Source organism: Streptococcus sp. 79, from assembly GCF_013277425.1.
GTDB classification, from domain to species: domain Bacteria; phylum Bacillota; class Bacilli; order Lactobacillales; family Streptococcaceae; genus Streptococcus; species Streptococcus pseudopneumoniae.
Genome location: NZ_VMMW01000051.1, coordinates 1 through 23,010 on the forward strand (window position 1 = coordinate 1; position 23,010 = coordinate 23,010).

The window sequence follows — 23,010 nt, forward strand, 5'->3', positions numbered from 1 at the left end:
TTGTCGCTGCGGTTGTTACAGCATCTTCTGCCGCTTTCAAGGCTGCTTTGGCTGCGTTTACTTTCGCTAGCTCTGCTTGTACAGCTTCTGGTGTCGCATTGTCGTCCGCTATTACTTTTTTCGCTGCTTCCACTGCTTTATCCGCCGCTTCTTTTGCTTTAGTATATGCGTCAACTTTGCTTTGTGGCTTGTCATCTGTAGTTGGTTGACTTGCTACTTCGCTTGCTAAATCGTTATTCGCTTGCGTTAGAGCTGTCTTGTCTGCTTTGTCGACTAACTGCTCTTTCGCTTTGTCTAACTTACCTTGCGCTTCTGTTACTTTTTCTTGCGCTTCTTGAACTTCAGCTGCTGTCGCATTGTCACCTTTAGCTAATACTGCTTTGGCTGCTTCCTTCGCTGCTGCAACATCTGCTTCTGCTTCTTTCTTAGCGGCTTCGTATGCTTGAATACTTTCTGGTGTCTTACCTTCTGTACTTACAGCTTCATCTAACTTCGCTTTATCCTCAGTTAGTTTATTTTTCGCTGTAGTTGTCGCTGCGGTTGTTACAGCATCTTCTGCCGCTTTCAAGGCTGCTTTGGCTGCGTTTACTTTCGCTAGCTCTGCTTGTACAGCTTCTGGTGTTGCATTGTCGTCCGCTATTACTTTTTTCGCTGCTTCCACTGCTTTATCCGCCGCTTCTTTTGCTTTAGTATATGCGTCAACTTTGCTTTGTGGCTTGTCATCTGTAGTTGGTTGACTTGCTACTTCGCTTGCTAAGTCGTTATTCGCTTGCGTTAGAGCTGTCTTGTCTGCTTGTTTCACCACATACGTTACTCTTACGTTTTCTGTACTTTGATCTGTATAAGTAACAACAACGTCAAGAGTATAGTTCCCTACTGTAGTTGGATACTGTGTTCCTTCTTTCAGTACAGCTGATGCTTTGTTAGCTACATCTACAGCAGCAAGTAACTCTGCATTTGTAGGATTTTCACCGATTACTTTTGTAATCGTCTTAGTCGTCGGGGCTGTGTGTTCTGGAATAGGATGATTTTGGTTATTTGCTTGAGATTCAACATCGCCATTTCCTCTAGTAGAGGCTGTTGTGATATTTGTATTCCTGTTCACTTTTGTATAGTCAAGCGTAACCTTACCATTTGCTAGACTGATACCATCTGGTAAGGTTGTTGAAGAACTCCAATTATTTCCTCGTTTAACCAGTGTTACTGTGGCATTGGTATTTTGTTTGTTCTTATAAGTTAAGGTCACTTTTTCTGCATCTGTCGGTAATGTAACTTCTACATCTCCATTTTGACGTGTAGCACTAGTTGTTGCACTCGGTTGTTCAAACTTAGCCTTAATTCGTTTAGTTTCTGAAATTTTCGTTGCGCTAGAAGCTTTTACCGCAACTTCCGTCCCGTCTTTTACTAAACTTTTTGGAAGGGTAAAGCTATTGCCACTAGCTGTAATTTCTGCAACAGCACTCCATCCTTGATCAGTTTTTCTAAAATGTTGTGTTTCTGAACGATTACTAGTTTGATTATGATAAGTCAAATCAAACTCAGTAGCTTCCTGCGGTACAGTAATTACAACCGAACCATCTGGTTGGGCTATACCACTTACATCCTCTAATCTTCCTAAAACCTTAGTAGTAGCTGCTATACTAAAGTCAGAGCCGTCCTTCTGCTGCTTAACTGTAACTGTTGAACCTGCTTCTGCTGTTTCAGCTTGGATTAGGATTTTGCCCAGTCCATTTTCATCATTTATAATCGAAATTGTGCTATCTGCATTGGCGTCATCCTTATTCCAGTTGCTACCAGTTTTAGTAAAACCAACAGTTTTTTCTTGTCCAGTAGCATTTGTATACGTAAGCATAACCTTAGTAGCTTCGTCTTGACCTACCATTGATGTTACCGTTAGAGTTTCTTTATCTTGTGAGATAGTTGGAGATTGAGGCGCTTGGACCGTCACTTTTGTAACCAAGTCATCTCGTGAGATAAACTTACTTTCTGATCCGTCCTGACTTGTAACAGTTGCATTTCCATCACTATCCACTGTAACAGTCGCTCCTGGGTTAGCAGCTTGTAGAGCCTTCTTAATCTTTTCAATATCTGAAGAATTTAGTTTCTCTGGATCGGTTACAGGTACTTTCTGCTCTGGGTTGACTAACGGTTTACGGTTCTTTGCAGCTTCTTTTTGCTCTTCTGTCAGCTCCAACAAATCTTTGTGGGAAATCAAGCCACTTGTTCCATCTGGTTGTACAACATAGGCATCTCCATTTTGCCCAACGTGTACAGTAGCACCAGGATTTTTCTCCTGAACCTTCTGAGTAATCTTTTCCAATTCCTCTTTGGTTAGCTTATTTGGATTAGCTACCTTCACTTTTTCAGTTGGTTTTTGGATTTCTTTTGGAGAAGTCGAATCATCTGCAGAATCTGCTTGCCCACTTTGTTTCACAAAATCACTAACAGCAGCTTCTTCCTTTTGTCCATCCGGTCTGGTCACCTGAACCTTACCATCATCTGTTATTTCAACTTTAAATCCTGGATTAGCATCTTCAATAGCTTTTTTTAGCTTATCTTTCTCGGTTTGATTTAGACTACCTGGATTTTCAACGGTAACTTTTTCTGCTGGGCTTACAAAGTCACGGCTAGCTTCTGTAGGAAGTTCTAGTTTAAGCGATTCTGATAGTGGTGATACAAGATAGTCTAAAACAGGTTCATCTGTACCTTCCTTAACCACTGCCGTAACTAGACGAAGTTCCTCATTCCCCACCAATTCTTGTCTATACTTATCAGGAGTAAACTCAACTGTTCCATCCGCCTTAACATCACCACTAGCAAGAATAGTATAGCCAGTAGCTTTTTTAGGCTTATTATCAGAAGCACCTGTGCCTACAGCATCCACATCATTCCCACCTTTAACCAAGAAGGTTTTCAGTTTTGCTTTATCAGGAATATTTGCTGCTTCTCCTTTTGTTCCAGAGTTTGCTTTGATGACCGGTTTTCCTGTAGTCTTTCCTTTCAAACTCTCAGCTGTTGTTGCAAAACTCGGTTTCGTAAATGGAATGTATAGATAGAGTTTTTCTGTCTTGGTTGTATTATCTGCGGTTGTAACCGTAACAGTAATTTGATGGATACCTGAATTGGTTTTGTTAATAGTTCCTGTTAATGGCGTCGTACTACTTAGGAAACCCTCAGGCTCCACTCCACCCTGAACCAAGCCCGTTTTTTCTAAATCAGTTACTTCAATATTTTTGATAGACTTACCACCTGGAACTCGAACCAGCACTTGTAGTTGCTTTCCAGTATAACTGTCAAGATATAGTGCTTTATACTTACTTGTCTCCAAGCTAGAAGCTGCTCCGCCCTCTCCACTTTGTCCAAACCCAATACGAATCTGACTGCTATCGTAGTTGGCTACTTTAGCATCTGATGATTCAGACTCTAAGAGTGAAGTTCGCTTGCCTTCTGCAGTCAAATAAGACTGACCTGAAACACGTGACTTGACAGTATAAGAACCTTTTGTAATAACAACATTTTTGAAGGTTGCATTTCCATCATCACCAGCAATACTGGTTGCTACTTCTTTTCCGTCATGGTAGAGAACCATCTCTACACCTTTGGTTCCGTTAGTTGCAGTGATATCCTTTATCATCCCTGCTTGCTTTTCCAAATCAGTATTTAAACTTGGTTTTTTCGGTTTCACAACAAAATTTAACTGAACCAATTCACCAGAACCGTCAGCAAAGATTCGCTCTACAAGATAAGATTTCACTCCCGGAGTATTGACGATAGTGTCTGCAGCTTCTTTGTTGTTTTCAACTTTGACGCCGTCCTTAAAAAGATTATAAGAAGTTGGATGTGATTCAGCATTATCCCCTACCTTATCCCTATTTTTAAAGTAAGATTCAAGGTCAATGCCTCCATCGCTTTTAGCAATTAAAGATGAAGAGGTACCTGGAGTTGTTGATACATTATTATTTTTCGGCTGCCAAATTCGCCCTTGTACAATCTGATAGTAGCCATTTCCTTCCAACTGAGCCGGATACTTCTCAGCCTGGTCTCCTTCACCGGCAGCTCTACCGTACCACTGATTGACTAGCAAGCGATTAACTGATTTCCCTGACAGCCTAAACCCTTTAACACCCAAGGCGTAATAGAGATTACGGAAAGTCGTATCTGGGGAAGTCGTCTCAAAGGTCAAATGGTAGCTATCATCACGTCCTCCGTCCAAAGAGAAGGTGTAGACTTTCTCGGTTTCATTTTTGATACCAGAGTATTTAGAAGCTGCCTTTTTCTCAACTTCAGTTGGGAAGTTTTTATCAGCATGGTAGTAGAAACCTTTCTGCACCCACCAGTTAACTTCTTCCTTGGCTAAGCCATCCAGACTATCCGTCCGATAACCATAACCTCCACTTTTTGCTGCCGCTCCTGTTGATGCAACAGTCCCCTGCTTTTCATCACTAATTCCATCAGCTGATTGTAAGGCCTTTAGGATTTGATCCTCTCCGTTACCTGCATCTCCACTAGTAGCAGTGGTGCCACCAGTCCTATGATCATAACGAGAAATAGTTACTGAGTTTGCTTTTACAGTGTGGTTTTTAGGTAGGGTAAACCAAAAAGTATTTGATAAGTAGTGGTGTGGACCCCGTCCTACTTTTCCCTTATTGATATCAATCTCCCATTTAAAACCAGTTTCTGTTTTCTTGACTATCCCGTAGATAAAATCTTTCGCTTCCGGAATACGAAACTCTTTTCCGTCCCAATATGCTCTTGAACGTTGCGAACCATAGACATAGGTTCCACGGGCATAAGGTGAACCTGCATGTCCATCTTCTAAAAAGTAGTTGTTCCCATCTACATAAGCATTACTTGGCACAGCTATGTAGCCTGAAGGAACTTCTTGTCTGCTTCCTCTTGAACGAGGTTGAATCGCTGTTGTCACCGGAGTGTTTAACGGTTGTTCATCCTGTTCTGTACCATCCTCATCATCGTCAAGTGGAATAAGGTCATAGTCAGACTGGCTGTCTTTGAGCACCCGAGGCTGAAGGACTCCAGTGCTGCTTGTTTTGGCTGCTATCGTGTCAGCAGATCCTGCCCTTTTCTCTCTCACCTGAGGACTTTCTTGAACAGACTCTGGCTGGCTAGAGTCTACTCCAGTAGTTTTAGGGGCAGCTACTGTCTGTCCTTGATTAGATCCTTCCGCTGACCTCCCTTGCCCTTTTATCTCCTTTGTGATCTTGCCTTCAGCAAGTTGCTCAAGTACAACCTCCTTCGACTCTCCCTCATCCGACTCCTGCAGAGCCCCATCAGGGTTACCATCAAATCCAGCGACCACGTCATTAGTTGTAGCTGGAGTGACTGTCTCACTCGCTGCTACTGCACCGTTGGCAAAAAACATCAATGCGGCAACCGCAACACTGGCGGCACCAAAGTGGTACTTACGAATGGAGTAACGGAAGACCTTTTCTCTGTTAGACTTTCTAAAATCCATAACTCTTTCTCCTTAAAGATATGATTGAAGAGAACATGTCATTTTCCTCTTCAATTGACAATAATATTAAATAGCAACTTACGACTATTTACCCCACTATACCTCCTATGAAGAGTATACAGTCTAGTAGCAATTATACCACCCCCCCCCCGAATTTTGCAAGGAAAAACATTTTATTTTTTCTGTTTTTAGAGTATTTTATGGTAAATTGTTATCTTTCTAATTATATGTATTGGATTTTTTGATTAAACTGCAAAAAACGAGGACTATTGTATTTTTTTATTTATAAAATTTCGGGTATAAGTTTTACAAAAAAATCCAGTCTCAACAATGTCTCAGAATCACATTTGTACTAGTGTAGTTTCAGTTTACCATAATTATACTAGTACAATTTTTCATTGTCTTCACCTTCTAACTAGATATGATGGAAAGGATTGGTCGATGCTTGGCTAGGTAAAATCTCTAGTTCCCAGCCTTTTTCCTCTTTCCATTGAGTAAGGAGTGCTGCGATTTTTTCCACAAACAGCACTTCGATATAGTGACCTGGATCCAATGCCAGCAAGCCATCAGACAACATATCCTGGGCAGTGTGGTAGTAAATATCACCAGTGATATAGACATCCGCTCCTTTAGCTAAAGCATCCTTATAGAATGACTGCCCGCTTCCACCACAGATGGCCACTCTTGAAATAGGTTTCTGCAAGTCATTCTCTTGATAATGCACCATTCGAAGACTATCTAGGCCGAATACTTGCTTGACATACTGGGCAAAGTCCCCAAAGGTCTGAGTCAGAACATTCCCAATACGTCCAATTCCACGTTCAGGACCTGTCTCCTGAAGATAAGTTGTCTCCTCGATTCCTAGCATCTGACAGAACCAGTCATTGAGACCATTTTCAACGATGTCAATATTGGTATGGCTGACATAAACTGCAATGTCATGCTTGATGAGATCAATGTAAATCTGATTTTGTGGACGGCTAGCTACCAAATCCTTGATGGGACGGAAAATCGGCGCGTGCTTGACGATAATCAAGTTCACACCCTTTTCAATAGCTTCAGACACCGTTTCTTCACGAATATCGAGAGCAACCATGACACTTTGTATCTCCTTGTCCAAAGTGCCAATTTGCAGACCACGACTGTCTCCCTCCATGGAAAATTCCTGAGGGCAAAAGGCTTCATATGCATTAATTACTTCACTTGCTAGCATGGAGAACCTCCTTGATGGCTTGAATTTTATCTACTAGAACTTGACGTTCTTCCAAATTTTTTTCAGGGATTTGTCCGAGGGCAAACTCTAGCTTGGCAGCTTCTTTTTGCCATTTTTGGCCAAAGACTGGACTGAGCTCTTTGGACAAGAAGGGACCAAAGCGAACATCACTGGCTGATAGCTTCATTTGTCCAGCTTCCACCACCAAAATTTCATAAAACTTGCCAGCTTCTTCTAGAATACTTTCTGCCACAATCTGAAAACCATTGTCTTGCAACCAAATGCGCAAGTCGTCTTCACGATTATTAGGCTGGAGAATCAAACGTTCTACATTAGCCAGCTTGTCCAAGCCTTCTTCTAAAATCCTAGCAACCAAACGACCACCCATACCAGCAATGGTAATGACCGACACTTGGTCTGCCTCTTCAAAAGCTGCCAAACCATTGGCTAAACGAACCTGGATTTTCTCCTTTAGGCCGTGAGCCTCAACATTTTTGACCGCAGACTGATAGGGGCCTTCCACCACCTCACCCGCAATGGCACTTTTGATTTGGCCTCTTTCGACCAACTCAATAGGCAGATAAGCATGATCACTTCCCACATCTAATAAAATGGCTCCCTGTGCTACAAAGGAAGCTACCAATTCTAATCTCTTTGAAATCATCTTCTCTCACTTTCCAAACTCTATTACCTCTTATTATACCACATTTCAATCCTCAACTTTCCAGTAATATAAGCACCTCTGGCGAAAGAAGTTTCAATGTCCTAAGGTAATAGATGGATTCACTTGAAATATTTTTCGGAAACTTACAGAATTGTCAAAAAATAGGTAATTTATTCAAAAAAAGTCTTGGCTTCATAAAAAATATATTTAGAAGATTAGAGGAGATAAAAGTTTCACTAAATTTTATATTTGAAGGTAGTATTTAGATAGGAAATTTAGTCAGACGAACCACGAATTTGCTCTATGCTTTCTAGAATTTATTATAAGGAGATTAATATGCATATTTTTCTTAAAAATCGAGCTTTTCGTCAGCTAACAGTGAATGAGTGGATTTCAAGTTTTGGAGATACTATTTTTTACTTAGCTTTTATCAATTATGTCTCTTCTTATGCCTTTGCTCCCTTAGCTATATTTTTGATTAGCCTATCAGAAACCATTCCTCAGGTTTTGCAACTTTTTACTGGAGTTATAGCTGATTTTCAAAAAAATCGAATTAGCAAGTATATTTCTATCCTCTTTATCAAAGTCCTCCTTTATTCTGGAGTGACTTTGCTCCTGACAAGTACCGACTTCTCTCTCTTTTCTGTTTTCTTTATTTGCAGTATGAACTTGATTTCAGATACGATTGGTTTTCTTGCAGGATACATGCTGACACCGATTTACATACGGCTAATAAACGATGATATGACGGAGGCTATGGGTTTTAGGCAGTCCACGAGTTCCATTGTACGTTTGATAGGTAATCTCAGCGGAGGAGTATTTTTAGGACTGTTTAGCATTTCTACTCTAGCTTTTGTAAATGTTTTAACCTTTTTATTTGCCTTTCTAGGAAGTCTACTTATCCGAAACCGCTTGAAAAAAGAGGAAGAAAAAATCGAAGTTCCTCCTTATGTAGGAATGAGTAGCTTTTTCCAGCATTTGAAAGAGTCAATGAAATTATTGATGACTATGGAAGATGTCATGGTCTTGCTTTGGATTTTGTCCATTAGTCAAGCTGTTTTGATGATGGTAGAGCCTGTCAGTGCGATTCTACTGATTCACCATCCTTTTATGGATTTGTCAACAGGGCAAAGTCTGGCAATTTTGATAATGATAAGCCTTCTTCATGTTATTTTAGGTGGACTTCTGAGTGGATTTCTATCTAAAAAAATTTCTATTCGCCTGAATATTTATTGGAGTCTATTGATGGAGTCTCTCATTGTTATAGGTTTTCTACGTGGAAGTTTTTTACTTATTTTACTAGGAAGTGCAGGTGATGCTTTCTCGGCAGGAGTATTGAGTCCTCGCTTGCAAGCCATGATTTTTGGAATCATTCCTGAGGAGTTAATGGGATCAGTTCAATCCTCCATCAATGTTATCAACTTGCTTATCCCAGCTGTCCTATCCCTTGCTCTCGTATTTCTTGCAACAAGTGTTGGTCTTGAAGTTGTTGCCTTTGCTCTTATAATTTTACTACTTATAGCAGCCTATCTAGTTCACCAGATGAAAAACTTACCAAACCAAGAAGAAATTTAGCTAGAATGTTATAGATAGGTCAGTTTTCACTTGATAGTTTCTGTGGAATCGTAAGCTCCTTGTAATTGATTGTCGATATTACATACAACTATCTGGCAACTACAAATGTTTCCAATCCCTATCAAGATGCAATTTATATAAGATAAGTCTATTCTTTTCCTATAAAATCTGATAAGATAGAGGAAAGAATAATTAGAATAGAGGTTACTTCAATGGCGGTTCCCGATAGACTCCCTGCTCGTATGAGAATGGATGGACGAACTATTTTCCAACAGATAAAAAACTATTTTGATACTGAAAACAAGGAATATTTTAAGCACCCCAATACCTATGATGGTATTTCCATGCATCTGGAGCCCAACATCCTGACCAGTATGGAGCACTTCGATTTGACTGGCTTTCATTGCGAATGTAAGGATTTCCAAAATCAGGGAGTCTGTAAACACTGGGTTGCCATGGATCTTTATTTTCGTAGTCTCCCCCAAGCTATTCAAGAACGCATTGGTAAAGCGAGTCATAAACCAAGTTTTGCCAGCCAACTGATTCCTACTTTGCCATCTGAAGAGCTCCAAGATGAACTGGTAGAAGAAAAAGCTACGGCGCCTTCGCTTGCCCTTCATGGACAAGTCGAAATCCGAAATCATAGCCTAGCCTGGACCTTAAAACTGCAGGTAGAACAAGCTCCTCGTGCCTATGTTATCAAGGATATAGCTCACTTCATTTTTCTCATTTTCCAAGAGGAAGATTACTTTGTTTCACAGAAAATCGGGACAATCAGATTATCCTTGAATCAGCTTAATCAAGCATCCCAAAACCTACTCCTCTATATTAAAAAATATTTTACCGATAGAAATGGACATTCTTATTTCAACTTCAGTTATGGCATTAGCCCTAGAGATTGCGGACGCTATTTAGAGACTCCTGTTAGCTATTTAAACGACCTCGTCCCACTTTTTCAAGCTTTGGATGTCTTCCAATATGTAACCTCAAAAGCCAAATACCCTCTTATATTCTTAGATGATAGTCCCTTTAGCCCGGAAGAGGAAATTTTTAAAGTTGTCAAATCTAATAACCATTATGAAATCATCAATACAGCTTATTTTGGTTTCATTATTCAAGAAAAACTTTGGATTCGACACAATCACTTCCACATCATCAAAGAAGAGCACCGTTACTTTTTGGATAAATTAGCTACTTGGATCTATCATTATCAAGAAAATTCTCCTCTTATCTTTTCAAAAGAAAATAAGGCTGAACTCATGCAAGTCTGTAATATCATCTCAAACTATGTTCCTATCAGTATCCCAGATGAATTACAAATCCATGACCTTTATCCCCACCTTTGCCTTCTCCAAGACTAGAAATGAAATTGCCCTTAATATGGTGTGGTCCTTTGGAGAAAAACAAGTCCATTCTAAACAAGATCTCCTAACCCTCCCCTATACTTACCAAGCTAGCAAAGCTAGAAAAATCTATCATCAACTGCTTTCTGCTGGTTTCAAAGAGGAATTTCATAGTCTTTCCAAAATCAAAATCGTTGATTTCTTCCTAAAAGAACTCCCCCGTTTTCGTGCTCTGGGTCAAGTTCAACTAGATGAATCGCTTGAAAAACTCTTAGTAGAAGATCCTGCTGTCATTGACATTTTTGACGACGAAGGCTTCCTTTCAGTTCAGTTTGATTTTTCTATGATTTCAGAAGATGAGGTTGAAAAAGCTATCCAAGCTTTATGGAATCAAGAAAGCCACTACCAAACCAAGCAAGGAAAGGTTCTAGTCTTTGACGATGAAAGTCTCAAGGTTGCCCAAAGCCTCCAAGATCTTCGCGCTAAATTTTCAGACGGAAAAATCAAGATGCACAAATCTCGTGCCTTTAGTCTTTCTGAAACCTTCAAAGACAATGAACATGTCAATTTTTCTCGTGATTTCAAAAAGATGGCTTATGACCTGACCCACCCTGAAGAATTTGATATCAAGCCTTATGAAGTCAAGGCCAAACTCCGCTCCTATCAAAAAGAAGGAGTCAAGTGGCTGAGTATGCTGGATCATTATCATTTCGGAGGAATCCTGGCGGACGACATGGGGTTAGGGAAAACCTTGCAAACCATCACTCTTCTGGAAGCCAACCTTAAACCAGACCAGAAAGCTCTTATCCTAGCTCCAGCCAGCCTTCTTTACAATTGGAAGGAAGAATTCCGAAAATTTGTACCTCACAAACAGGTTGAAGTAGCCTATGGCACAAAAACTGAGCGTATCAAACAAATTGAAAAATCTGCCACTATCACTATTACAAGCTACCCATCTTTTCGATCTGACCTTGAACATTATCAAAAGCAGTCTTACGACTACCTCATCCTAGATGAAGCACAGATGATAAAAAATAGTCAGACCAAAACAGCACAAGCTTTAAGAGAATTTGATGTCAAAACCTGCTATGCCCTATCTGGAACTCCTATTGAAAACCGTCTCGAAGAGATTTGGTCTATTTTCCAGATAGTATTACCAGGTCTCCTACCAAGTAAAAAGGAATTTTCAAAATTGTCACCTCAACTCGTTGCTAAACTGATTCAACCTTTTGTCCTGCGTAGGAAAAAAGACGAAGTTCTGACAGAATTACCTGAACTGAGCGAGCACCTCTACAGCAATGAACTCAGCAGTTCACAAAAAACGCTCTATCTAGCTCAACTTCGACGCATGCAAGAAATGGTTTCAGGAGCCAGCGCCTATGAGATTAAACGTCATAAAATTGAAATCTTAGCAGGACTAACCCGACTTAGACAAATCTGTAATACCCCTGCTCTCTTTTTAGAAGACTACAAAGGAGATAGTGGAAAAATGGACAGCTTATTCGAGCTCCTAGACACCATTCGTGAAAAAGGGTCACGACCACTTATCTTTTCACAATTCACCTCTATGCTTGATCTCATTGAGCAAGAACTAGAGAAAAAAGAAATGTCTCACTTTAAAATAACAGGACAAACACCTTCAGATAAACGTCAAGAAATGGTCAATCTTTTCAATCAAGGGGAAAAAGACTGCTTCCTCATTTCCCTAAAAGCAGGTGGAACAGGACTGAATCTAACAGGAGCTGATACCGTCATCCTCTGTGACCTCTGGTGGAATCCAGCAGTTGAGATGCAAGCCATCGGTCGAAGCCACCGCCTTGGCCAGACCAAACAAGTCGATGTCTATCGCCTTATCACACTTGGTACCATAGAGGAAAAAATACAAGAACTCCAAGAAAGTAAAAAAGAACTCTTCAACACCGTCCTTGAAGGACAAGAAAGCAGAAGCAATCTGAGCGTTGATGATATTAAAGAAATCTTGGGTGTTGAATAAGTGAAAAAGAACTAGAGTAACCACACTTAGTGGGTCTATCTAGTTCTTTTGTAAGCGCGTCATAACAAGGTATCTATCATTCATGGAAGACCTCCTGTATACTATTAGTAAAGTAAAACTATTGGAGGATATTTTAATGCCACAACCTATTGTTCCTGTAGAGATTCCACAATCTCGTCCTTTTGATTCTAAAAAGAGAAATGATATTCTGCTTAAAATTCGTATTGGCAAGCTTGAAGTAAGTTTTTTCAATCTCTCAATCTCGAAATGATAGAAGAGCTTTTGGATAAGGTGTTGCTCTATGACAATTCATCTATCTAGCCTAGGGCAGGTCTATCTCGTGTGTGGGAAAACTGATATGAGACAAGGAATCGATTCACTGGCTTATCTGGTTAAAACCCACTTTGAATTGGATTCTTTCTCAGGTCAAGTTTTTCTCTTTTGTGGTGGACGTAAAGACCGCTTTAAAGTCCTTTACTGGGATGGTCAAGGATTTTGGCTATTATATAAACGCTTTGAGAACGGCAGACTGACTTGGCCCAGTACAGAAAAGGATGTCAAAGCTCTCGCACCTGAACAAGTAGATTGGCTGATGAAAGGCTTTTCTATCACTCCAAAAATAAATTCATCAGAAAGTCGTGATTTCTATTGAAATGATGCCTTTCTTTTTAGTATGATAAAGTTAGAAAACAGAGAGGGAAGCCTATGGAAGAAGATTGGGCTAAGATGGGTTTACCAATCACACGTAAGGAAATCTCTAATTGGCATATCAAGACGAGTCAATACTATTAGAGTCCCTTTATAACCTTTTACGAGAAAAGTTGTTAGAACAAGCTCTTCTTCATACGGATGAAACCTATTATCGGGCTCTAGAGAGTGCTAGTCAGCTGACTTACTATTGGACTTTTTTGTCAGGAAAATCAGAGAAGCAAGCAAACACACTCTACCTCCATGATTAGCGTCGAAGTGGTTCAGTAGTACAAGAATTCCTAGGAGATTATTCTGGATATGTGCATTGTGATATGTTGCGGTAGTAACTTAGGACTTTAGTCCTCTAGTTCTGCCTATGCAATAGCAGTTCAAGGTTTAGGAGCAAGGCGACGCTAAGCTTGGTAAACTGCGAACCGCTAGAAGCTTATCGTCAACTGGAAGAAGCTGAACTTGTTGGATGTTGGGCGCATGTGAGAAGGAAATTTTTTGAAGCCACCCCCAAGCAAGCAGATAAATCATCCTTAGGAGCTAAAGGTTTAGCCTATTGTGACCAGTTATTTGCCTTGGAAAGAGACTGGGAAGACTTGTCAGTTGATGAACGCCTACAGAGACGTCAAGAAGAGCTCCAGCCCCTATAAGAAATCTCCAGATTAGAGAACTCACGGATAGTTCCTAATATGGAGATTTTTCAATATACTTCGTTATTGGACGGTTACAGAAAATTATCATTGTCAATCAACAAATAATTTATTCATTTTTTCTAAAACACTTTGATTAAGTATATCGAGTTCAAATTCAGTTTCAGGCCCATGACCATTTATTGGTAATTCATCAATTTCAAAACATTTATAGTTGTTCAATGTCGACTTCATATAATAAAAATCTAAAACTTTATCTCTAGGACTTTGCATGATGAATGTTTTATAAGGAAGATTTTTCTTCCACACCTTATCAGAAAACATTTCTGTAATTTCAGTTGTCGAGAACTTATCAGTAAACCATTTCCTTTCCATTCCACTTGTTTTTTTTATTTGATTAGATAAATCTATCAAAGGGGAAACGCATATATGTCCACCTAGATTGTGAGAAAATCTGGCACTCAGTAGTAATCCTAATATAGATCCAAAACTTCCTGAATATAAATAAACTTTTTTAACATCTTTTACTGTTTTACTCACTATATACTCAATCGTTCTTACCAATTCATCTATCACATAATTCCAATTTTTATTTGATAATTCTGTATTAACTGAATAAGACGACCCAATATAATTAGCAACCAAGACATCTACCGAGTTGTTCAAGGCAAACCGATATATTTTAGCATTAGTAAATGAATTAAATTCATAGGATTCTGGACCACCATGTAAAGAAACTAATAACTTTTCTGGATTATTTGACTTATAATGAATCCCTTCAAACTTCTCAAAATAGAATTCTTTGCTTATTAACTCCTCTGACATATCTCTATAGATTGTCTCAAATTTTCCATCTTCAAAAAGTAAAAACTCGAATCCTTCAATCGTACTATGCTTCAAAACAAGTCTACTGTTTTGAAGTAAACAAAAATCAATCTTCCCTTCAAAATCATATTCTTTAATCATATTTGTTTTCAAGTCAATACTAACTAAAATTGTTCGACCGAATCTATTCAAAATGACAAAAAGATTCCACTCGTCTAAAATAGCGTTAATAATAGGATAAAACAAGTCTAAACTTTCTATTAAGTATGAATCGTTTTCGAAATTATAAAGAGATATACGAGTAGTAGAGTAAAGACTGCACACCATATTTCCTCGATCACATAGATAATTCTGTATAATTTTTCCATCAATTTCTAGATTGGGCTGTATATTAGGTGTGGAAATTAACCGCAATTCAATATCATTATAGACTCTATACAAGTCCTGTTTCTCCCCAATATTACTTATCATAGCAGTGATAAGTTTTTCCTCTTCAAAAGAAATAAGAAACTGAGAGATAGAAGCTGTATCATCAGAAATGATCACAACAATATCTGAATTATAAAAATAGACATTTAGTATCTCTGCTTTATCTGATATATTGACTAGTTTATAGGTATCCAATTTAAGCTCTAGATTAATATTAATTCTAGATAACACTAAATACGAATTTTCCAGACTAAATATGTAAATAAAATTATCATTTGATAGTATTGCAGAAAATTCTTTGTCATATATTATTTGTCCATTATTATCTACTAATAATTCATCATGCCATAAAAGTTTACTATCTTGAGTATAAGATAGGAATATAGCATCATTTAAATCCAAATTTTTTATTTTCATCATCCTGTGACCTACTTTTTCATATACTTATAAAAAAGAAACAAAGAAATTGCATTTATAGTGGAAATGATAAAGAAAATGATTAATGTTTTTTGTAAATCATTTGCATACAGATTCCCTCCAAGTAATCCACCTAAACTATCTCCAATAAAATATGAAGTTTGAGATATACCATAGAAATATGAAATTTGTTCTTTAGGATACATATCCAACTCCATTAATTCTTGACTAATTACAGAACCATTTAAGAACAAAGCTCTGCATATAAGAATAAGAAACAAGTATAAAAATTGCATATTAAATATCAATAAAGCTGTTGATAAGCCCACTAAAATTTCACTGACCACAAAGATATACTCTTTATATTTTGAGGTTTTTTGACCTGAAAAAAGAGAAGAGAAATAAGTACTCAGTAGTCCTAAAATTGTCAATGTTACACCAATAACAGATACATTTATACCTTGTTTGCTTAAAATAACTGGAAGATATGGAGCAAATAAACTTACGCTTCCCCCCATAATGAAGCCGAATATTATAGTTCCAACAAGCAGGGTTCTAGCTTTTGCAAAATGTTTAAATTCAGCCTTCTCCAAATCGCCACTCTCATTATGAGATTGAGTAATAGGAGGAATTAGAAATACAGTAATCAGGCAAAGGACGCTCGAAAAAAGTAGAGTCAATTGTGTAGCGTTTTGAAACAAGAATGTTAAAATCCAGACAAGAAAACCTGCTAGTAGCATGCCTAAAGAACTTCCTACTCCGTCTGCAAATTCTTTCAACGATACAATAGAGGAACGTTCTTCTTCACTTCCTATGCCCACAATCCATACTCTAATTAATAACAACACTACCGAAGCACCGATTCCTGAAACAAAACCAGATATTATAGAAATGCCTGAGTTATTAGGAAACATCCTAAAAAATAAGCCAATACTATATAAAATTAAACTACATTGAATCACTCTTTGAGGGGTAAATCGTCCTATTTTTTTACCAATATAAAATGAAAAGATGCCAGCAAATGCCATGGCAGAATAGGATAGACCATAATTAGGGAGCCTATCATTCATTTCAAACCAGAGTGCATGAACTGTTTTTGAAGTATACATAGATAGTTTAAAAAACAAATTGAAAATAAAAAAATTGATTGCAATAGGATATTTTCTTAAGATAATTCGATAGTTATTCATGATATTCGCTCACTTCACTTTCTAGTGTTTCTTTCATATCCGATAATTTTTCATTATCACTAAAATGTGCATCTAAAATTTTCAATAATGGTTGCATTTGTTTAAATTTATTGCAGTTATATAAAATTTCTAAAGATATAACCAAATAATCTTCTAGAAAAGATAAATCTAACTGTGAAACTTTGAATTGACATTGTTCTAATAATCTTTGTGCTTTTTCATACATATTCAGCTCGACATATATGTATTGTAAGTCATACCAGAAATCAAAACTTCTATCAGATAAATAATACGCTTTTTTATAATTCGTTAGACTGTCCTGCAAATTATTTTGTTTGTAATAGTAAAAGCCAAGCAAAGAATATATTTCTGGAAAATCTTCTCCAAAACATATTATTTGGTCAATTACTTCAAAGAAATTATTGGAGTTATTGTCTAACAAATACCTAGCATATTCAATCTTATATTCTATAAAATTTGGATCAAGTAATTCTAATTCTCGAAAATACATATCAACTTGATCATCTTCTCCCTGTTCAATATAGCATTGTAAAATATTATAGATCAGAACACTTTCATGTATTTCAATTGCGGGATCATCTGAATTTTGTTTTAACATTCTCAGACTACTGATACAGTCATTCAGCATAGATATTGCTTCATCTATTCGCCTCTCTTTAAACAATAGGAGAGCATATCCATTTCTATTGAATATCTTATTTATAGTAAGCTCACTTCCAAAACAATTATATGCCTCATTTAACAATAATTTAGAGTAACTATCATTTATCAGATACTTCTTATGATGTCTAGCAAAAAGCATTGCAAGCATATAGTTGGCTTCTACAATGATTTTTTTATCTCCTGATTTCCTTGCTATTTCTAAATAATATTCTGTTTTTTCAACTTCATATAATTGATTATACACTGCAGCTAAATTTAAAATATATTCCGGTTTATTATAATTATCAACTAAGTATAAATAAATGTCTCTTGCAGTCCATGAATTGCCACATGACATATATTTTAATCCCATTTCATTTAAACCATCTTCATCAAAAAGACGAAAATTAGATGCATAAGAATTTTTATCACCAGTCATTTCTAAAACTATCCCAGTATACTGAGATAGGTAATCTATAAAGATTTTATCTCCTTCAAAAATTTCATCAAAACTATCAATAGATACTATTAACTTTTGAGGAAGAACATTCTTGACTTGATTAGCTAATAATCGCAAATATTTTTTTGCCCTATCAATCATTGGATATCTTAATTGACTATTATAGGGTTGAAGTAAAGTTAGTGATGATCCATTTTCTTCCTTAACGTAATCCAAAGGATATAGTAAGTACCTAGTTTCTTTCAAATCTATCTGCTCTTTCGAAACATTCAAGTTTTTTAAAATTGATTTAGTAAGTGTAAAATCTTTAACACGACTACTATTTTTAGAATTCATTTTCTCTCCCTTCTTAATTTGTCTTATGAACCAATTTACATTTTAATATTAGTAAATTTTCTAAAAATCGATTCTTCAAAATAAATCGATAATAAAAAGAGACTGCAAATGTAAAATTGCAGCCTTTAATAAAATTAAATCAATCTGACTTTGTCTTTATACATAACAGAAAATTTAACTTTTTTAGCTTTAGGGCTTGTTTTTACAAATTTCATTCTCTAATCCTCCTTTACCTATAAATTTAAACATATTTACAAAATAATTTATAAAACTCTTTCGAGACTATCTCATATAAGTATTCGCTGGACCTGGGTCAATCTCATTCATTGGTTTCGGTTTATTTGTTCCACCGCTACCAATAGCTAAAATCAATCCTCCCAACAAAGACATAACGATTGGTTTCTTTAAAAACCTCTTCATAAGAATCTCCTTTAGTTTTGATAGATTTATTTTAGCACCAAAAAACTTTTCTGTCAATAGTTTTTATAAAACCTTTTTATATAGTAAAATGAAATATAAATAGGACAAACCATTCAGGACAGTCAAAAAACAGGTAATGTTTGTCCTGTTAAGGTTGAAATTTCAAGCAGTTTTTGAATTCTTGGGAAGAGAGCTGTGGCTAGGAAACCTCCTACTGACCAAACAATCAAGAGGACACGCCATAGGGTAAATGGCATGCAGGCTCTAAATACGGATAAGAAACCAATTGACCCCAAGAGATAATAGAGTAGAGTTGAGATTTCTAACTCAGACCAACCTTGGATACTCCCAAATATTTTCACAAACAGGACGCTGAAGACGACCATGAGAGCGCTTGGTAGGGCACGAAGCATGGATCTTCTGAGAAAGTTTGACTCAACAGGTTTGATATTTCGCTCAAAAGTCAGAACGAATGGTGGGAAACCTTCCACAAACTGGTCAATCATGGTAATCTGGATCGGAATGAAGGGGAAAATCAAAATCCACTCTGACCGACCTAGTAAAGCACTGGCAATACAGATGACTGCTAACAGGAAGGAATAGATGGTCTTTATCAAGAAAATCGGGGCGATATGGGCAATGTTATTGACCACGCGACGACCCTCGAAGAGAATCTCAGGAACATCATTAAAGTCTGAGTTCAAAAGAACCAGATTGGCAATCTGACGGGTTGCTGGATCCCCCTCCGCCATCACGATAGAACAATCCGCCTCACGAAGGGCCAAGATATCATTAACCCCGTCCCCTGTCATAGCCGTTGTATGACCCGCTTTTTTCAACGTTTGGATGATGAGTTTCTTTTGATGAGGGGAAACACGTCCGAAAATAGCTGTCTCCTCCGCCATGGCCATCAATTCCTCATCGGTGATTTTTGAGCAATCTACATAGCTGTGATAGTCCGCAAAACCAGCCTTCTGGGCAATGCTGGACACCGTAACTGGATTGTCACCAGAAATAATCTTGAGTCCTACCTCCTGAGAACGGAGATAGTCCAGCGTCTCTGCTGCTCCCTCTCGAATGGGGTCCAAGATTTCCAGCAAGGCTAGAGCCTGAATATCAGATGGTTTCTGTGGTTTGTGATGGTCTAATTTCTCCTGACTGAGAGCTAAGACCAAGACACGTGATCCTCTCTCCAAGGCCTCCCTGGCTTCTGGGACTTCAGAATCCAGAAACATCTCAGGTGCCCCTAAGAAAACTGTCCCCAAGCCTTCTAACTCCATAGCCCCCCACTTGCGGTCGCTCGAGAAGGGAAGATTGGAAATCATAGGATAAGCAACATCTCCCACAAAACGCTGGCGAATGGCTTAGGCAGTTGGATTCTTATCCTCACTATGGGCCATGTAGCTAGTCAAGATGCTGGCAATAGCCTCTTCACCATACGTTTCCGTCAACGGAAGAACAGCCTCCACCTGCATCTTTCCTTGGGTGATGGTACCCGTCTTGTCCAGACAGAGCATATCCACGCGCGCCAAGGTCTCAACAGAGTACATCTCCTGCACCAAGACCTTTTTCAAGCCCAACTTAATCACTGCAGTCAAGAGCGAAGTAATGGTCAAAAGGGCAATTCCCTTAGGCAACAATCCCAAAAGAGCTGTCGACGAGTTTACAACGGATGACTTGAGAGGCAGGCCTTTTAAAAGCAAGGCTTCCAGCAAGAGAGCTAGACCAAAGGGAATGATAATCTTCCCAGTAAAACCAGCCAACTTGTCCAGCGATTTCATGATACGGGAGTTGATGGGTTTAACAGTCTTAGCCTCCAGCATAAGTTTGGCGGCATAGTTGTCTGCACCTACATGATGGACACGAGCTAAAACTGACCCACTAGCCAAGAAACTTCCTGACAAAAGCAAGGCTTCCACTTCCTTTTGCACCAAATCACTTTCTCCCGTTAACATAGCTTCATTGACTTCCGCAAAGCCTTCCAAAACCAAGGCATCACTAGGAATCTGCTCTCCTGCAGACAAACGAATGACATCTCCTATCACTAATTCTTCAGGATTAAGAGCAACTTCCTGACCATCACGGATGGTTTTGACCTTTTCCTTGGTCATGAGATTGAGCTTGTCCACCATGTGTTTGGCTCGTAGCTCGGTCACAATCCCAGAAAAAGCGTTAAAGCAGATAACAGCAAAGAAGACCAGATTGCTCCAAGCCTGCACAAAGGCAAGGGCCAAAGCAATGGCAAAGTTCAAAGCGTTAAAAAGGGTAAAGACATTTCGTTTAACGATTTGCCAAGTGCTGGTACTGGCCGAAGCAGTAAAATCATTGACCAAGCCCTTAGCCTGTCTTTCCTCGACTTCTCTTTGGGTTAATCCCATAATCTTATTTTTATCCATAAATTCTATCATATCATTTTTTCTAAAAGAATTCTAATCTCATCCCAAATATGCACCTAGTCAAGGGAAAAGTTTGCCAGCCCTCCTTTGATAAGGTATAATAATAACAAGAAAATAATCGAAGGAGATCGCATGTTTTATACTTATTTGCGTGGATTAGTTGTATTGCTCCTATGGTCCATCAATGGCAATGCCCACTATCATAATACTGATAAAATCCCTAATCAAGATGAAAATTATATTCTGGTTGCGCCTCACCGCACCTGGTGGGATCCTGTTTACATGGCCTTTGCGACCAAACCAAAACAATTTATCTTTATGGCCAAAAAAGAACTCTTTACCAACCGTATCTTTGGCTGGTGGATCCGTATGTGTGGCGCCTTTCCCATCGACCGTGAAAATCCAAGCGCTTCTGCCATCAAATACCCTATCAACGTTCTCAAAAAAAGTGACCGCTCTCTCATCATGTTTCCAAGTGGGAGCCGTCACTCAAACGATGTCAAGGGGGGCGTAGCTCTGATTGCCAAAATGGCCAAGGTCCGTATCATGCCGGTTACCTATACAGGCCCTATGACCTTGAAAGGCTTGGTTAGCCGCGAGCGTGTCGATATGAACTTTGGAAATCCAATCGATATCTCAGATATCAAGAAAATGAATGATGAAGGCATTGAAACAGTCGCCAATCGTATTCAAACAGAATTCCAACGTCTGGACGAAGAAACGAAACAATGGCACAATGATAAAAAACCAAATCCACTCTGGTGGTTTATCCGCATCCCTGCCCTCATCCTTGCTATTATCCTCGCTATCCTAACCATCATCTTTAGCTTTATCGCAAGCTTCATCTGGAACCCAGATAAGAAAAGAGAAGAACTTGCATAGAAGAAATGAACCTTGGCCAAACAGCTAAGGTTTTCATTTATATAGTAGATTGAAACTAGAATAGTACACCTCTACTTCTAAAACATTTTTAGAAATCGATTTGACTGTCCTGATCGATTTGTCCTATTCTTATTTCATTTTACTATATTTATAAGAATCTCCTAATCAAATCAAAAGCCACTCTACAATAGAGTAACTTTAAGATTTGTCCATTTATACTCAATGAAAAAGCCCTCTGAAAATCAGAGAGCTGATTTGAGCTCGGGCTAAAATCCTAGTGAAACAAAAAAATCTACACGATCAGAAAAGTCTCTATCGTGCCATTTTCATACATGATGTATAGTCCAAGTAGAATGAATACTAAGGGCACAATGATTCGCTCGTATTTTTCAATTGTCTCGAATATTAACGGAATAGAGGATAACACCCGACTAATCTCGCAAAAGATAATTATGCCGATTACAAGCACAAGCAAGGCCACGAGGGTCTGTGACCAATCTAACGAAGCAAAATAAGGTATATAGATACCTAAATTATCTCCGCCAGACGCAATTGTCAGCAATGTAACTGTCCAAAACAGTTGATTTGCCTTGCTTTGTTCTAATCTTTCAATAATTTCTTCCTCTTCTTCTTCCGCATCTTCTCCAACAATTGCAAAGCGAATCCCTAAATAGATAGGGATTAAACCAAGCAATCCAACCATCCATTCTTCAGGCACGAAATTAACGACATAAGCAGCAACTAAACTCGCCCCTACAAGTAAGCCTGTGCCTAGATATTGCCCCGCATAAATATGCCATTTCTGTTTATTCTGTGATAGCTGTGCAAATAAAATAATTAAAATAATTAAATAATCGATACTGGTGGAAATATAAACACCAATAGCAGATATGATTGTCTGTCCCATAAAAAAACCTCCTGTATTAGTCAGTAATAAATCAGCAGATTTTAGGAGAGCACAGACACATTAATTTAGCTATCGCTAGTGGGTAATGTCGAACATAGGAAAGCATTTTACTCCTCCTCAAAACGTAGTTACAAAGTAATTTCTAACTGGAATTCGGTGACTACTTCCATGTAAAGTATAAACATACTATACTTTACTTCGTAAAGTGTGGGCTCTCCGAGGGGGCTTGCAGACACCTACTCGGCTTTTTAAGCCGAGTAGCTGCGCACCTTTATGGTGTAATTAGCTGATACCATTTGAGGTTTTTGTAGTCTCCAAAATTGTGACCGATAAAACCTCAATAAAAAAGCCCTCTGAAGTCAGAGAGCTGATTTGAGCCCGGGCTAAAATCCTAGTGGAAAAGATGAAACTCCTTGTGTTCATAGAACACCGTGTCATTTCCCGAGTTTCATACGGATTTTTGATACCTTTAGCA

The 23,010-nt window shown here is 38.3% G+C and carries 14 protein-coding genes and 3 pseudogenes; 8 read left to right on the forward strand and 9 right to left on the reverse strand.

Translation table 11 applies throughout. The features are described from left to right. The 3 genes from HT729_RS07880 to HT729_RS07890 form a co-directional block, all read right to left on the reverse strand. The coding region (locus tag HT729_RS07880) for a YSIRK-type signal peptide-containing protein (RefSeq protein WP_172931874.1) at positions 1-5,473 on the reverse strand (5,473 nt) is incomplete at its 3' end. A gap of 415 nt (positions 5,474-5,888) precedes the next feature. After that, positions 5,889-6,686, reverse strand: a complete 798-nt coding sequence (locus HT729_RS07885) for a Nif3-like dinuclear metal center hexameric protein (RefSeq protein WP_172931875.1) — start codon at positions 6,684-6,686, stop codon at positions 5,889-5,891. Beyond that, on the reverse strand, positions 6,673-7,350 hold the full coding sequence (locus HT729_RS07890) for a tRNA (adenine(22)-N(1))-methyltransferase TrmK (RefSeq protein WP_172931876.1): 678 nt from the start codon (positions 7,348-7,350) through the stop codon (positions 6,673-6,675). The genes HT729_RS07885 and HT729_RS07890 overlap by 14 nt, the downstream gene beginning before the upstream one ends. A 336-nt stretch (positions 7,351-7,686) precedes the next feature. Here HT729_RS07890 and HT729_RS07895 point away from each other — a divergent pair, with 336 nt between their 5' ends. The 7 genes and pseudogenes from HT729_RS07895 to HT729_RS07920 all read left to right on the forward strand — a co-directional run bounded on the left by HT729_RS07895 (position 7,687) and on the right by HT729_RS07920 (position 13,610). After that, the gene (locus HT729_RS07895; RefSeq protein WP_172931877.1) at positions 7,687-8,925 is read left to right on the forward strand and encodes an MFS transporter; all 1,239 of its coding nucleotides are present in this window, start codon (positions 7,687-7,689) and stop codon (positions 8,923-8,925) included. 212 nt (positions 8,926-9,137) lie between these two features. Beyond that, positions 9,138-10,286: a hypothetical protein gene (locus HT729_RS12095; protein ID WP_240164430.1), complete on the forward strand. Its 1,149-nt coding sequence runs from the start codon at positions 9,138-9,140 to the stop codon at positions 10,284-10,286. Continuing rightward, a complete protein-coding gene (locus HT729_RS12100) occupies positions 10,234-12,261 on the forward strand; it encodes a DEAD/DEAH box helicase (RefSeq protein WP_240164431.1) in 2,028 nt (675 codons plus the stop codon). Before HT729_RS12095 ends, HT729_RS12100 begins: the two co-directional genes overlap by 53 nt. Positions 12,262-12,397: 136 nt before the next feature. Continuing rightward, positions 12,398-12,582: pseudogene (locus tag HT729_RS11745) on the forward strand (hypothetical protein). After that, entirely contained in the window at positions 12,563-12,913 is a 351-nt protein-coding gene (tnpB, locus tag HT729_RS07910) for an IS66 family insertion sequence element accessory protein TnpB (protein WP_138031293.1), read from the forward strand. Before HT729_RS11745 ends, tnpB begins: the two are co-directional and overlap by 20 nt. Before the next feature lie 56 nt (positions 12,914-12,969). After that, positions 12,970-13,286, forward strand: a pseudogene (locus tag HT729_RS12595) (transposase); the annotation flags it as partial. Positions 13,287-13,370: 84 nt separating this feature from the next. Next, positions 13,371-13,610, forward strand: a complete 240-nt coding sequence (locus HT729_RS07920; protein ID WP_275690633.1) for a transposase — start codon at positions 13,371-13,373, stop codon at positions 13,608-13,610. A 93-nt stretch (positions 13,611-13,703) separates the two neighbouring features. On the opposite strand, the gene HT729_RS07925 is transcribed toward HT729_RS07920, so the two are convergent. The 5 genes and pseudogenes from HT729_RS07925 to HT729_RS07945 form a co-directional block, all read right to left on the reverse strand. Then, the gene (locus tag HT729_RS07925) at positions 13,704-15,284 is read right to left on the reverse strand and encodes a hypothetical protein (protein WP_172931878.1); all 1,581 of its coding nucleotides are present in this window, start codon (positions 15,282-15,284) and stop codon (positions 13,704-13,706) included. An 8-nt stretch (positions 15,285-15,292) separates the two neighbouring features. Continuing rightward, on the reverse strand, positions 15,293-16,471 hold the full coding sequence (locus HT729_RS07930) for an MFS transporter (protein WP_172931879.1): 1,179 nt from the start codon (positions 16,469-16,471) through the stop codon (positions 15,293-15,295). Further along, positions 16,464-17,930, reverse strand: coding sequence for a hypothetical protein (locus tag HT729_RS07935; protein WP_172931880.1), 1,467 nt, complete (start codon positions 17,928-17,930; stop codon positions 16,464-16,466). The genes HT729_RS07930 and HT729_RS07935 overlap by 8 nt, the downstream gene beginning before the upstream one ends. Positions 17,931-18,212: 282 nt before the next feature. Continuing rightward, positions 18,213-18,350: a hypothetical protein gene (locus tag HT729_RS07940; RefSeq protein WP_172931881.1), complete on the reverse strand. Its 138-nt coding sequence runs from the start codon at positions 18,348-18,350 to the stop codon at positions 18,213-18,215. A 122-nt stretch (positions 18,351-18,472) separates the two neighbouring features. Beyond that, positions 18,473-20,746, reverse strand: a pseudogene (locus tag HT729_RS07945) (cation-translocating P-type ATPase). Between the two features lie 132 nt (positions 20,747-20,878). Between HT729_RS07945 and HT729_RS07950 the strand changes: the two are divergent. Beyond that, entirely contained in the window at positions 20,879-21,628 is a 750-nt protein-coding gene (locus HT729_RS07950; RefSeq protein ID WP_166728108.1) for a 1-acyl-sn-glycerol-3-phosphate acyltransferase, read from the forward strand. Positions 21,629-21,920: 292 nt separating this feature from the next. Here HT729_RS07950 and HT729_RS07955 read toward each other — a convergent pair whose 3' ends face one another. After that, complete coding sequence (locus HT729_RS07955; RefSeq protein ID WP_119942400.1) at positions 21,921-22,535, reverse strand: CadD family cadmium resistance transporter; 615 nt, start codon at positions 22,533-22,535, stop codon at positions 21,921-21,923. Between the last annotated feature and the right edge of the window lie 475 nt (positions 22,536-23,010).